Source organism: Streptomyces sp. NPDC006265 (genome assembly GCF_040613555.1).
Lineage (GTDB): Bacteria > Actinomycetota > Actinomycetes > Streptomycetales > Streptomycetaceae > Streptomyces.
The window spans coordinates 1-12,515 of sequence record NZ_JBEXSH010000176.1 but is presented as its reverse complement, the minus strand read 5'-3'; the positions used below and the strand labels follow the sequence as shown (position 1 = coordinate 12,515).

6 protein-coding genes and 1 pseudogene are annotated in these 12,515 nt (G+C 72.8%); all 7 read right to left on the bottom strand.

What is annotated here, in order from left to right; all coding sequences use genetic code 11:
• Positions 1 to 1,275: HEXXH motif domain-containing protein (locus tag ABZ281_RS16875; RefSeq protein ID WP_356656184.1), on the bottom strand; the 1,275-nt coding region annotated here is incomplete at its 3' end.
• Between the two features lie 427 nt (positions 1,276 to 1,702).
• Positions 1,703 to 2,830, bottom strand: coding sequence for a caspase family protein (locus tag ABZ281_RS16870; RefSeq protein WP_356656182.1), 1,128 nt, complete (start codon positions 2,828 to 2,830; stop codon positions 1,703 to 1,705).
• Positions 2,827 to 3,993 (bottom strand): hypothetical protein, encoded by a 1,167-nt coding sequence (locus tag ABZ281_RS16865; RefSeq protein WP_356656180.1) that lies wholly within the window; start codon positions 3,991 to 3,993, stop codon positions 2,827 to 2,829. Before ABZ281_RS16865 ends, ABZ281_RS16870 begins: the two co-directional genes overlap by 4 nt.
• Before the next feature lie 87 nt (positions 3,994 to 4,080).
• On the bottom strand, positions 4,081 to 8,592 hold the full coding sequence (gene fxsT, locus ABZ281_RS16860; protein WP_356656178.1) for an FxSxx-COOH system tetratricopeptide repeat protein: 4,512 nt from the start codon (positions 8,590 to 8,592) through the stop codon (positions 4,081 to 4,083).
• Positions 8,592 to 9,683, bottom strand: coding sequence for an AAA family ATPase (locus tag ABZ281_RS16855; RefSeq protein WP_356656176.1), 1,092 nt, complete (start codon positions 9,681 to 9,683; stop codon positions 8,592 to 8,594). Before ABZ281_RS16855 ends, fxsT begins: the two co-directional genes overlap by 1 nt.
• 16 nt (positions 9,684 to 9,699) lie before the next feature.
• On the bottom strand, positions 9,700 to 11,217 hold the full coding sequence (locus tag ABZ281_RS16850; protein ID WP_356656174.1) for a hypothetical protein: 1,518 nt from the start codon (positions 11,215 to 11,217) through the stop codon (positions 9,700 to 9,702).
• Positions 11,218 to 11,374: 157 nt separating this feature from the next.
• Positions 11,375 to 12,515: pseudogene (locus tag ABZ281_RS16845) on the bottom strand (polynucleotide kinase-phosphatase); the annotation flags it as partial.

Here is a 12,515-nt window from a genome sequence, read left to right as displayed (position 1 = left end):
CCCGCCAGCGGCTGCGCGGGTCGGGCAGGGCGTTGAACTGGTCGCGGTGGCGCAGGCCAAGCGGCTCTGCAGGCGGCGCAGGGCGAAGAAGTAGCCGGCGCGCTCCACGGCCTCGGCGCATCGCGCATCGGCCAGCCGGTCCCGCCAGAAGCCCGCGACACCGGTGAAGGCGTAGGCGCCGTGCAGCAGGCCGGTGAGGTGACGTGGGTCGGTGCGCCAGGGGGCGTAGTAGCGCTCGGCGCGGTCGTCGTCCAGCAGCGGGAACAGGTGCAGCAGGGCGGCCAGTTTGCTGTGCTGCAGCTCGTGCACCACGGTTTCGGCGAGGGCGAGCGCGGAGGCCGGCCGGACGATGAGCATGCCGCCGAAGGAGTCGCCGCTGGAGGCCGAGACCTGGACGAAGGGCAGCGGGGGCGGGCTGACCCCCGTGCGCCCGAAGGGCACGATCGCCCGGATCATGGCGGGGTGGACCCGCCCGGGGCCGGGCGTGGCCGGGCGGGCGAGGATCCGCGCGGCCTCGCCGAACAGCCGCTGCCACTCCCGCGCCTCGTCCTCGTCGACGCGGGCGGGGGGCAGGTGGTCGTCGAGATCGCGGTAGGGGTCGAGGTCTTCGAGCACCACGGCGACCGGGACCGCGCCGTCGGAGCCGGCATGGGTGAGGGTGCGCAGCGGGAGCCAGGTGCCCCTGCCGGGGTCGTCACGCCGCTCCGGCGGTCGGCAGGTCACCCGCACCGAGCCGGTCGTACGGCCCGGCCCGGTGACCGTCAGCTCTCCCCCGGCCGTCGTGGCCCGGCCGACCGTCAGGCCCTCCTGCGCGCCGGGGAGCAGGACCATGCCGAGACCCGGCAGGGGCAACCGCCCGTCGGCGAGAGGGACGTCGAAGGCCGCCTCCGTGCCCGCGTGCAGGGACGCCGAGAGGGCGAGCGCACTGAAATGGCCCGCTTCCGCCCAGAGCGGCGGCCCGTCGGCCGTGCCGTGGACCCGCCGCAGCATGTGGGAGATCCAGCCGCCGGTCGGCGGGGCCAGCAGCAGCCCTTCGACCGGCTCGGGCGACTTCTCGGCCGCCTCCTTGAGCACCCGCCAGGCCTCCGCGACCGGGGTGAGGGGGGTGGGCAGGGCGTCGAGGTGGCCGAGGAGGGTGCGCAGGAGCAGCAACCGCCGTGCCCGTTCTGCCCGTTCGAGGAAGGCGACGGCCGCTGCCGAGCCGCCTCCGGCGGCCAGCTCCGCGAAGAGCCGGTCCGGCATGCGGAAGGGAGCGAGGTGCTGCTCGCTGGTCATCGTCGCGGACCTCCGGTCGGGTTGGCGGACATGCGGGGACCCCGGTGCGCGTACGGGTGTCGCACCGGGGTGCTGCCGTCGGGACGGCGCCGGCGTCTAATCGGCTCGGGCGCCGCCCGGCCCTTCGCCGCTCCGCATGCTGCTGCGGGCGCGCAGCACCTCGGTCAGCAGGCGCGTAGTGGGAGGAAGGGCAGGAAGACCGTCCACGGCGCTCAGGGGCAGCGCCGCGAGGTCCGCCAAATCGGATTCCCAGACATCGGTCTCCGCGGTGGCGACGACCGGTTCAGGTGCGGCGGCTCCAGCGCGGTGCAGAGCGGGCGGCTGGTCCAAGGTGCTCCCCCTTCTCGCACGGTGGCACGCGATGCCCCGTGTCTTTCCATCATGGCCAATACCCCCCGGGGGGAAAACCGTACGATCACGCCACTGATCATCGCCGGTCCCCTCCCCGCGGCGATGTGGATGCCAACTCACCGATGGCGGCGGCAAGTTCCTTCTTCAGTTTCGGATCGTCGTCGACGGACACCACAGCGTCGAACAGGTCCCACACTGCCTCCGGGTTCCGGCGGACGAGCCCGCCGAGGATGTTGACCACGTCGGTTCGTGGCCTGCTGTGGCGGCGGAGTACGGCTGTGACACGGGGGTTCAGCGCGGCGACGACCGTCTGTCGTTCGTCCGGGTCGTGCATCAGGGGGTAGGCGAGCAGGGCCTCCACCGCGCGCTGAAACGCCGCGAGGGGGCGCGCAGGGCCGGGCGGGCCGGCCGGGGGCAAGGCTTCGCGGCGCTCGGGGCACTGGAGCCGGATCTCGGGATGCTGAAGAGTCCGGCCCTCTTCCCTGAGGGCCGCGATGCGCGCCCGAACGGCCGGAAACAGTTCCTCCGGATCGGGCGGCGCGGGCAGCACGGCGGCCCGGTCGGCCAGCAGACCGAGCAGGACGTCGGAGAACAGGCCGGTCGCGCGGACGGGGTCATTGGCCGCCGCCCGGCCGCGGCCGGCGGCGCGCAGCACGGTCTGCCGGTGCGCATGGCCGGGCCGGCCCACGGGCAGGGCGTCGGCGGGCAGCGCCTCCCGGAAGGCGAGGTCCTCCTCGAACGTCTCACAGGCGTCCACGATCCACATCTGCTCGCGCAGCCCCGGCACGGCGTCGCCCGCGTACCGGGCGAGCGCGGAGTCCAGGTCGATGCCCACCTTGTCGTCGACACCGGCGTCCGCGCAGAACAGCCGCAGCCGGCCCGCCCTGTCCAGCACGCCGTGACCGCCCCACCACACCCACAGCATGTCGCCCTGGGCCGGGGACAGTTCACGGACGAGTACCCGTCGAAGCGTCGCCTGGTCGGCGCTCCGGTAGGGCACTTGCGGGTCGTAGGGCGGCAGCGGCGACAAGTGCAGGCGCAGTTGGGACTCGGGAACCCCGGATTCCCGCAGCAGCCGCCAGAACCGCACGGCGTCCCGGGCGGGCCCGGGCAGCCCCCAGGCGTCCCCGGCTTCGTACCGCTCGATCCCGACGACGAGGGCGTGCACCCGGGCCGGGTCGACGGGCGGAATCGGCCCGGTCACGGCAGGTGGTCGACGATGTGGCGGTACACGGCGGGGTTCGTCCAGTAGGCGCTGTGCGCGGCGGGGAACGGCTGACCGCTGTCGACGGGAACATCGGTGACACGCCCCGGGAAGAGCTCCGCCCCCAGATAGCCGAGCAGGTCGCGCGGGTCGTACAGGTTCAGCCAGGAGGGGACGTGCGGCGGCAGGGTCGCGGGGTGTTCGAGGGACGGCAGGGAGCCCGACTCGTAGAGGAAGGGCCCCTGGGAGCCGGCCGTCACCAGCAGGCCGACCTGCGGCAGCGGGGCGGAGATCAGCGTGTCCAGGGCGATGATGCCGCCGAGACTGTGGCCGACCACGGCGACGGGCGGCTCCAGCCCGGCGACGAGGGCGCGCAGTCCGTCCCGGAAGGCGGCGCCCCGGCTCAGATAGCGCAGGATGTCGCCGGTGGCGGGGTGGGCCGCTTCGGTGAGGGCACGACGGCGGCGTTCGACGGCCCGCGCGGCCATGGCTCCGGCCGACCGCAGGAGGTAGGAGCGCAGTCCCCGCTCCGAACCCCCGGGCGGCGCGCCGAGGGCCTCGGCGATCCGGTCGGTGACGGCGTCCCGCCTCTCGCCGACGGGGACGAGCGGGGAGTCGGCATCGAGGGCGTCGGATATGAGGCGGGCGATCAGGGAGCGGGCGGCGAGTACGGCGAGGTCCGGGGGGCCGAGGGCGTCGGCGGCGGGACCGAGCACAGGGTGGGCGGCCAGGTCGATGGCGGCGCGGGCCAGTCCGGGGCCCACCTCGGCTCCCGGTGCGTCGCCCCCGGCGGCCAGTGCGGTGAGCAGTGCGCGCATGCGCTCCTGCGGCGGTACGGTGCCGGGCGGGCGTTCGACGGCCGGGCCGGTTGCCGCGGCGGCCGAGACCAGTTCGGCGTACGGGTCGTCGTAGAGGACGGCCCAGGCCGTGGTCGCCTCGTCGCCCGGGTCCGGGCTCGCACCGGGACCGCGCGTGGTGCCGGCCCGGGGCGGCAGGCTGGCCCCGCCGGCCGCGAACGTGGCACCGTGTGCCGTTCCCCAGTCGTAGGGGACGACCTCCGGCTCGGTGTGCTGTGCCGCCAGTCCGGCCGTCACCCGTTCCGCCAGGGCGGAAAGGGCCGGTTCCCGCACCCCGGTTCCGTGAACGAAGACGACCGTCGTCATGCGCCCCCCGTCACACGAACACCCTTGCGGTGTCAACTTCCCACTATCGCAAGGATGTTGTGGCCAGGCAAACGGGCGCGCTCCGTGTCACATCGGCATGGGTGCGATGTCGCACTCGATGCGGCGGCGCTGGCGGGCGGCCTGGAGCCAGGGGTGGTCGGTGCGCAGCACCGCGGCGAAGCCCTCCACCGCCTTGCGCTGGAGCACGTCCGCCTCGTCTCCTCGCCCGAGGCCCCGCAGATCGAGGGCGAGGTTGGAGGTGCAGGAGAGGGTGAGGGGGTGGTCCTCGCCCGCCACCTCCGTCAGCAGCGGCAGGTTGGCGGAGTCGACCGCGTGGGCCCGCTCGAAGTCGAGCCGCGCATAGGCGGTGTTGGCCTGGCCGATGCCGACGGTGAGCGCGATGATGTGACGCGCCCCGACCGTGTCGCTCAGCCGGCGCACCACGTCGTCCTCCAGCTCCTGCGCGATGTCCAGCGAGCCCAGGGCGCGCTGGGTGGCCGCCAGGTTCGCCCGGGTCACCAGGGTGTGTGCGTGGTCGCCGCCGAGGCGCCGTTCCAGCCTGGCCACGGTCGGCTCCGCGATCCGGAGCGAGCCTTCCAGATCCCCGGCCAGGCGCCGGTCGACGCAGACGTTGGTCGCCGTGGTCAGCGAGTCGAGGTGCTCGTCGCCGTAACGGGACTTGAAGTTGCGCAAGGTCTCCTCGGCGAGCTTGGCGCCCTCGGCGAGGTCGCCGTCCCGGCGGCGGCAGACTGCCAGGTCCCGGGCGATACGCAGGGTCAGGGGGTGCTTCTCGCCGAGCGCGGTGAACGCCCGGCGGCAGACGTCCTCCTGCCACTCGCGCGCCTTGGGGTACCGGCCCGCCTCCCGCATGTCGATGGCGACGCAGTGCAGGGTGTTGAGCGTGAAGAAGCTGGAGTCGCCGAGGAGCATGTCGCGCTGGCGGGCGGTCTCCTCGTCCAGTGGCAGCGCCTCCTTGAACTCCCCGCACAGTCTCAGGTCGACCCCCCAGCTGTGTGCGCCCCGCAGGGCGGCCTGGTCTTCGGGGCCGAACAGTGAACGGGCCAGTTCGGTGGCCTCCTTGCCCAGGTCCCGCGCCTCCTGGAACCGGCCCTGGTAGCGGCGGGCGTCGGACATCTCGCACAGGGAGTCGATGAGCTCCTCCGGCTCGACCTGCACCCGGCGGGACACCTCGAGCGCCTTCTCGGTGAGCGGGATCGACTCGGAGATCTGGCCCACCTGGCGCAGCAGGAACGCGAGGCCCTTGGTCATGCGGATGACATAGATGTCCTCCTCGCCGGAGGCGGCCAGCCAGGCGCTCCACGCCTGCCGGCCGAAGATCGCGGCGCCTTCGTGGTCGCCCCAGTAGTACAGGAACCACATGGTGTCGTAGACCAGGTCGCGCACATAGGGGTCGGTGCTGGTCACGGCCTGGGAGGCGAGGACGTGGGGCAGCAGCGCCTGGTAGTCGCGCCACTCCTGGGAGGAGCCGTAGGGGCCCCGGTTGGCGGCGGACAGCAACTGGTGGGCGGCGTCCCGCATCCGCTCGCGTTCCTCCTCGCTCAGCTTGGCGAGGAGGACGGTCTGGAGGAGGCGGTGCATCTGCAGGGTGCCGGCCCGCGGGTCGACCTTGATCAGGGAGAACTGGCTGAGGTCGCGGATGGCCCGGTTCAGTTTGATCGGCTCGCGCAGCATCGGGTCGATCTCGGGCGTGATGTTGACGCCCCGGCTGCTGCGCAGGATCGACCGCGGGATCGGCTCGGGGGCCATGCTGGCGCAGATGTCGAGGAGTTGCCGGGCGCCCGGGTTGTTCTCCCTGATCCGCTCCAGCGAGATGTCCCAGGCGGCGGCGACGGAGACCGGGTAATCCGGGCTCTGCTCGATCTCGAGGATCTCCGGGCTGCGCTGGGCCAGCAGGTCGAGGTACTCGTCGACCTCCATGCCGGTGACGCCGAGCCAGGCGCCCGACTGCTCCACGGCCAGCGGCAGGTCGCCGAGCGCTTCGGCGAGCCGGTGGGCGTCCTCCCGGGGCAGGTCCTTGGCGCGTTTCTGGAGCAGCTCGATGGACTCGTCGCGCTCGAAGACGTTCACCGGCAGCGAGGTGGCCACCCGTTCCCAGCCCCGGTTCCGGGAGGTGACGATGACCTTGCCCGGCCCGTTGTGCGGGAAGTATCCGCGCACCGCCTCGATGTCCTCGGCGTTGTCGAAGACCAGCAGCCAGTTGTCGTACGGCGTCCCGGTGCGCAGCGCCTCCAGTACGGCGGGCACGGCGGTGTTGGCCGCGGCGGCGCCCAAGCTGTCCTGGCCGGCCGGGGCGACGCCCAGCTGCGAGGCGAGGGAGGACAACGCGGCCAGGATGAGGCTCTCGCGCTCGGCCGGGATCCAGCAGATGATCCGGTAGTCACGCTGGTGGGTGTAGATGTACTCCAGCGCCAGCTGCGACTTTCCGACGCCACCGAGGCCGTGCAGGGCGTTGGGCAGCACGGCCGCGGTGTCCTGGGCGGCGAGCTGCTCCTCCACGGCCCTCAGCAGCGCCTGACGGCCGACGAACGAGGTGTTACGCATGGGGACGTTCACCAGTAGGGCCGGCGTTGCGGTCGTGGTGCGCTGCATGGGCGGCTCTGCCTCCGGGGTCTCTTGTCGGTGCGCGCCGGCCGTCGAAGACGGCGCGGATTCTCCAGTCGTCTCGGACATTTCCGACTTCGGGTTAGTGTCCACTGGGCTGGATGGAGTCGTGTCGCCCGGGTTATTCACCTGTGGGGGTGGATGAGCGGGCACGGTGGCGCCCGCCTGTGGCCCTGCGGCCGGCGCGTACCTGGACAGACTGGGTTCGATGCGTTTGGCCCGCTCGGAGTAGGGCCCCGACAGGGCGCGCATCACGGCCAGTTCACTGCGCGCCCAGCCCGGTTCTGCGGTGTCGGGCAGCCTGGTGCGCAGCGGGTCGTGCAGCGCCGCGCGCAGGGCGACGCCCCGCTCCCCCGCGGCGGGCAGCTCGCCCACCACGCTGACGGTGTGTGCGAGTTGGCTGCGGGTGGTGGTCGCCAGCAGCGCCTCGCGGACGCCCTCGGCGAACTCGGGGCGCCCCTGCCCCCCGCCCTCCCAGTCGATCAGGCCGCCCATGAGGATCTCGGCGAGGTGATCGGGACCGGTCTCCGGCATGACCCGCCTGCGGAGCTGCTCGACCAGGTCGAAGTCGAAGGGGATGGCGGCCAGTTGGGTGGCGAGTCGACGGGCGGAAGGGGTGGCGAGGCTGAAGAAGCGCCGTACCGCGGCGGTGGCGGCGCGCGGGAGCCGCGGGGCGCGCAGACCGGGGGCGGGTGCGCCCTTGCTCAGGGCGCCCGCCAGCACCACCGGCAGCGAACGCCGTACGCCGCGCCCGCCCGTGACCAGATCGGACCAGGCGGCGAGGGAGGCGGGTTTCAGGGAAAGCACCGGGACGGCTACGGAGTCGTCGCCCGCCTCGGGCAGCGGCCGCATCGGATCGGGACCACCGGGCGGCGCCCAGTGCCCGAGGCCGTCGTTCGGGGCTCCGAAGCCTCCGGCTTCCAGGACGGCCGGGTACGGGTAGAGCGAGGACCGGTGGCGCAGGTGTGGCGGCAGCAGGTGGACGAGGGCGGTGGGCCCGGCGTGGGCGAGGCGGCCGAGGAGTTCGTCGGCGGCGGTGGCGGCCCAGCCGTGGGCGAGTCCGTCGGTGACGACGAGGAAGATCCGGCTGCCCCGGCCGTCGAGCAGTTCGGCCGGGTCGGCGACGGCCCGGCCCGTGGGCCAGCGCAGTGTGGCGGTACCGGCGCGCGGCACGGTCGCCCGGATGGAGCGCACGCTCCGGAAGGCACCGCTGTGCTCGGCGGCACGGGCGAGGCGTGCGGCGCTCTCCTCCCAGATCCGCATGGTGGGCGCGTCATCGAGCAGCAGCACCAGGTCGAACGCGGAGAGCCGGGCGGGCCGCAGGAACGGCATCCACAGCCCGTCGACGAGGCCCTGTTCGGCGGTGGTCTCCTCGTCCAGTTCCAGGCTGCTGCGCGACGGGATGCGGCGGGCGAGGTGGTGCAGGGCGCGCGCGAGAAGGGCGGTGACGCGGCCGGGACCGGACGGGTCGGGTTCGGCCGGAGGCAGCAGCGGCGGCCCGAGGTGCAGGGCGAAGCGGCCTTCGGGATGGGGTAAGAAGCGCTCGGCAGTCTGAGATGCGGCACGTGAGGCGGCCCGGTCGGCGGCAGGGACCAGCCCCGGGATGCGGCCGGTCGGCGGCGGCTCGGTCTCTGTTGAAAAGTCCTCGGTGCCGGGCACGGGCCGGTCGAGGAGTGCGCCGTCATCCGCGGCGGGTGGGAGTGGCTGTCCGGTCTCGGCGTCCTGCGGGCGTTCGGTTTCCACTTCCGCGGCCGGGGCCGGTCGGTCCTCGTCGCAGGGATGGGCGTACCGGCTCCGGTGCGCGGCGAGCCAGACCGCGTCAGCGAACTCCTGCCAGCGCGGGACGAAGTGATCGGGAGCGGCAGGGACCCGGACTCCGCGCTCGCCCACGGGCGGCTCGGGGTACACCGAAGGAGGCGACGACGATCCCGATGCGGGATCCCCGTCGCCGGATCCGGATGCGCGCTCCCGGGTCATCAGCGGCCCTTCGCGAGGTCGCGGAGCAGCAGTTCGACGAGCTTACGCCCGTCACCGTCAGCCTGAAAACCACCCGCAGTAGTCATCTGGACAGCATTGAGCAACTGGTCGAGGGAGTGGACTCCACCCCCCTGGACCCGCTGAACGAACAGGTCGACGAGGTCTTCAGTGCCCTGCGGCCGGAGCCCGAGATGGCCCTCCACCATGGCCAGTAGTTGCTCCCGGGTGGGGGTGTGCATCTCCATCGGCAGGCAGCGGCGGCGGAAGGCGGCGGGGAATTCCCGCTCCCCGTTGCTGGTGATCACCACGACCGGGAACTCCCGGCACTCGACCCGTCCGCCCCGCACCACGGCCCGGCTCCCCGGGTCGCTGGTGTGCACGCTCGCCGTCTCGGCGGCGTCGCGCACCAGCTCCGGAACCTCATAGCTTCCATTCTCCAGAACGTGCAACAGGTCGTTCGGCAGGTCGATGTCGCTCTTGTCGAGTTCGTCGACGAGAAGCACCCGGGGCCGTTCGTAGGGCAGCAGGGCGGTACCCAGGGGGCCCAGTGTAATGAACTCGCCTATTACCGGCGCAAGTTGGCGATCCTTTGACGTGGTCGGCGAGTTGACGCTCTGTTCGCCCTCTTCGAACACCGGCACCGCCCGTGCCGTGTCCCGCAGTCCCGCCTGCCAGGCGGCGATGGCCTGGGCACGGCCCATGGCGTCGTGCACGTACAAACCGTCCCGCAGGCTGGTCCGGCTCACCACGTTCCACTCGAGCACGCGGCCGAGCCCCAGCTCACGCGAGATCAGATAGGCGAGCGTCGACTTGCCGACGCCCGGCGGGCCCGTGATCAACAGGGGGCGGCGCAGCAGCAGGGCCGCGTTGACCGTCTCTATCTGCTCCTCGTCGAGCTGGGGGGTGAGGCCGCCGGGACCCAGGCGGCGCAGCGCGGCCTCGGCGTCGTCCGGGGGCGTGGCCTCGACCGGACCGCCGCGGAACCTCCGCCAGGGCGGTGGGTCCGGCAGCACGGGCGGGTCGTCCTGCGGGTGTCCGGTGGCGTGGAAGACACGCCAGTCGTCCGCGGCCGTCCGTTCCTGTGCGCTCATGCCGAAGCCTCCTAGCTCAGCTGGCGAGATCGCCGGGGTCGGTGGCCTGGAGGTCGACGACGCGTGTGGGGTCGTCCCACAGGAATCCGACGTTCCGGGCCAGATACTGGACCGCGTCCTCCGCGCCGCTCTCGGCGTTCAGACGCATGCGGTGAATGACGGACGGAAGCTGCACGGGCATCGTGACGGCCGCGAACACCGCGGTCACCACTTCGCGCCTCTCCTCTTTGAACACACCTCTGCGGTCCCAGACGGCCAGCCCGATCCCCTCCGCGATCGCCGCTTTGAGTGCCTCCAAGGCCGGTGCCCCGGTCGGCGCGTCCAACAGCACCGCCGTCCTTCCGGGTTCCCCGGCGAGCGCGATCTGCCACGCGCGCAGCCGCCGGGCATCCGCTTCCCGCCAGGCGTGCACCGTGATCCCGTGCTGCTTCAGCGCAGCCCAACGCCGCTGCCACTGCTGCCGGACCACGGCGTTGTCCGTACGCATCCGTTCCAGGCTGCGTAGGTGCACCCCGTACCGCAGGCTGAGCGGAGTCGGCTCGCCGTCGCCCACGGCGAACGTCAACCCCGCCACATCGTGGTTCATCAGATCGTACGGAAGGAGGAACTCTATGTACGCAGGCGGCTCCTGGAGTCCACCCGCCTCCGGTTCGCGCGGCACCAGCCACAGTTGGGTGCCACGCCGGAGCGCCCGGTCCACAGCTCGGCCGAGGTCGTCCAGGGGGACCGTGTCCGGCTCGCCGGGGCGGGGGTCCCAGCGGCCCGGTGTCGCGTTCGTCCAGGTCCGCACGACCACGTCCGTGCTGCCGTCACGGGCCGGTTCGATCGCGACGACCAGGGTGCGCGGGATGTCGGGCGACCACACCACCGCGGCGCGTCTGTCCCGGCGCCTCGCCAACTCGGTGATCAGGCCCGCGCGTCCGGTCCAGTCGTCGACCCAGCCGGTCAGCGCCAGGCGGTGCTCGACGGTCCTGGCGAGACGGGCCGCGTGTTCGAGGAGCAGGACGACAGGTGGCAGGCCGTCCTCCTGCACGTTCCATTCGAGCAGGTGGGCGAAGAGCTGCTCGGGGGCGAGTCCGTCGGGAAGGCCCAGTCCGGCGAGCTCCTCGGCCAGACCGTCCCGTAAGCGTGCGGCGGGCAGGTCGCCGCGGGAGAGCGCCACGCGGGCGCTCTTCTCGTCCTCTTTGGACAGCGGTCCGGCCAGTAGGGGGGCAGGGGCGATCAGCCGGTCGAGTTCGTCTCCGGCCGGGGCTCCCTCCAGGATGCGGACCACCCCGACCAGTACGTGTTCCCCGCCCGCCACGCTCAGCGCGGCGGTCACCAGACTCACCACGTCCTCACGGAGTCTGACCCCGCGGATGTCCACCGGCCGGCGGAGCTGGCCTCCCAGCAGACTCGCGAACTGCACCCGGCTCGGGGCGTCCTCGACGCAGCCGAGCTCACAGAGGACGTCGGTGAGCTGTAACAGCAGCTCGAAATCCGGCTGATGCCCGGATGCACCACCGAACTCGCCGGGCGCCGTACCTGTCCGCACCGACTTTCCCCCTGAGTCGGTTCACCTGCCTGACCGACCAGCGAAGTTAGCACGGCAACCAGCGGTTAACCAGGGACGAATGGGACCGGAAGGGCGACGCCCGGCCAGGAGCGCCCCAGGCGGGACAAAGCCTGGCCGGAATCGTGTGCCCTCCGGTTCACAGCCTCGGGTCGACCGGCTCCGACTCCAGCGCCAGCACCCCGAACACCGCCTCGTGCACGCGCCACAGCGGCTCGCCCTCGGCCAGCCGGTCGAGGGCCTCCAGGCCCAGCGCGTACTCGCGGATCGCCAGGGACCGCTTGTGGTTGAGGAACCGCGAGCGCAGGCGGGCGAGATTCTCCGGGCGGGTGTACTCCGGGCCGTAGATGATCCGGAGGTACTCGCGGCCGCGGCACTTGATGCCGGGCTGCACCAGGCGGCCCTGGCCGTCGCGGACGACCGCGCCGACCGGCTTGACGACCATGCCCTCGCCGCCGCGGCCGGTCATCTCCAGCCACCAGTCGACGCCGGCCCGCACCGACTCCGGGTCGGCGGTGTCGACGTAGAGGCGGCGGGTGGTCTGGAGCAGGCCGCTGCCGTCGTGCTCGACGAGGCGGTCGAGCAGGGCGAGCTGCTCGTCGTGCGGGAGGCCGGCGAGGCTGCGTCCCTGGACCGCGAGGATCTGGAACGGTGCCAGGCGCACGCCGTCCAGGCCGTCCGTGGTCCAGCAGTAGCGGCGGTACGCCTCGGTGAACGCGGCCGCGTCGGCGGCGCGTTCACCCGTGCGGGAGAGCAGGCCGGCCACGTCCACGCCGCGTTCCGCCGCGCCGCGCAGGGCGCCCAGCGCCTGCGGGAGCACCGCGCCGGACGCGGCGCCGACGGCGGCGTACTGCGACCGCAGGAGCCCGGACGCCTTCAGCGACCAGGGCATCAACTCGGCGTCCAGCAGCAGCCAGTCCGTCTCCAGCTCGTCCCAGAGGCCGGCCTCGCCGATCGACGTGCGCACCCGGTCGAGGATCTCCTCGGTGAGGGCCTCGTCGTCGAGGAAGGGGCGGCCGGTGCGGGTGTAGAGAGACCCGGTGGGTCCGTCCACACCGAAGCGCTTGCGCGCGGCCTCCGCGTCGCGGCACACCAGGGCCACGGCCCGCGAGCCCATGTGCTTCTCCTCGCACACGACCCGCGCGACACCGTCGTCCTTGTACTGGGCGAACGCCTCCGCCGGGTGCTCCAGGTAGCCCTCGGCTGAGCTACAGGAGCCTGTCCGGCCTGATAGCCGGCCCCAACCCCCAGCGGAAGGGGATGTGGGGGTTAGCCGGGTT